The sequence below is a fragment of the Siphonobacter sp. BAB-5385 genome (assembly GCF_002261125.1).
Lineage (GTDB): Bacteria > Bacteroidota > Bacteroidia > Cytophagales > Spirosomataceae > Siphonobacter.
Genome location: NZ_NMPS01000132.1, coordinates 1 through 922, shown reverse-complemented (window position 1 = coordinate 922; position 922 = coordinate 1). Strand labels below are relative to the sequence as shown.

The 922-nt window shown below is 51.7% G+C and carries 1 protein-coding gene; it reads left to right on the top strand.

Annotated features, from left to right (window positions below; all coding sequences use genetic code 11):
• Window positions 1–922: hypothetical protein (locus tag BWI93_RS27795; RefSeq protein ID WP_217902266.1), on the top strand; the 922-nt coding region annotated here is incomplete at both ends.

Sequence of the window (922 nt, the reverse complement as noted above, 5' to 3'; positions counted from 1 at the left end):
CTGGTGGGTGAAAAAGATGCCTTCCAGCTTGAGGCCGGGACTTCTGCAACCCCCTACGTTGCCTACTCCGTCTCGGAAACGCTTACGGGAATTAAGATCGACAGCTCGGCTTTGGCTCCTTCGAGTGTCACGAATGCAACGCTGGCCAACCGCTCCGTTTCAGCTGCGAAAGTGGACTTCATTACGACGCAGGCAGGTAAGAACCTCTTTAATAAGAAGACCAAGAAGGTAGGTTATTTTGTTAACGAAAACGGCGTTGAGCAGGCGAATGCCACGTACACCCTTTCAGACTTTATTCCGGTTATTTCTGCACAGACGTACTTCGGAAGGGGCAATGCCACGACGGGTATGCGGTTCGTCGGATTTTACACAGACAAAACGGACGCCTCTTTCGTAAAGGGTGCCGGGCCAACCACCGCCACAACCACGTTTACCACGCCAGCTTCAGGGATTGCCTACGTTCGGTTAAGTATTCTCACCGCCGACACGGCTTCTTTTCAGCTTGAATTAGGTACCAGCCGGACCGCCTACGAAGAGTATAAAGAATCGTTTGTCCTAAAAAATATTGCGTCAGACGGCATTAGTCAGACCGCAAGAGAACAAATCGTAGCCGATGTAAAAACATCGTTAGCGACAGAAAAACCCCTTACCAGTGATTTTGCACTGGCTGCAAAAATCTACTGGCCAGTGGGTCGCCAGCTGGAGATTTACCCCGAAAACTGTCTCAAGCTCTACGAAAAGTGGAAAGGGTATCTGGATCTCACCAGCACGATTACCAGCAGCAAGCAAACCGGGCGGGCGTTGAAGGCAACGCCAGCGGCAACAGGCACCTACACGGTTACAACGACCGCCTACGATAGTAATTACGAGACTGCCTACACGCTCACAACCCAGGTGCAGGCCGTACCGCTTACCAGCCAGA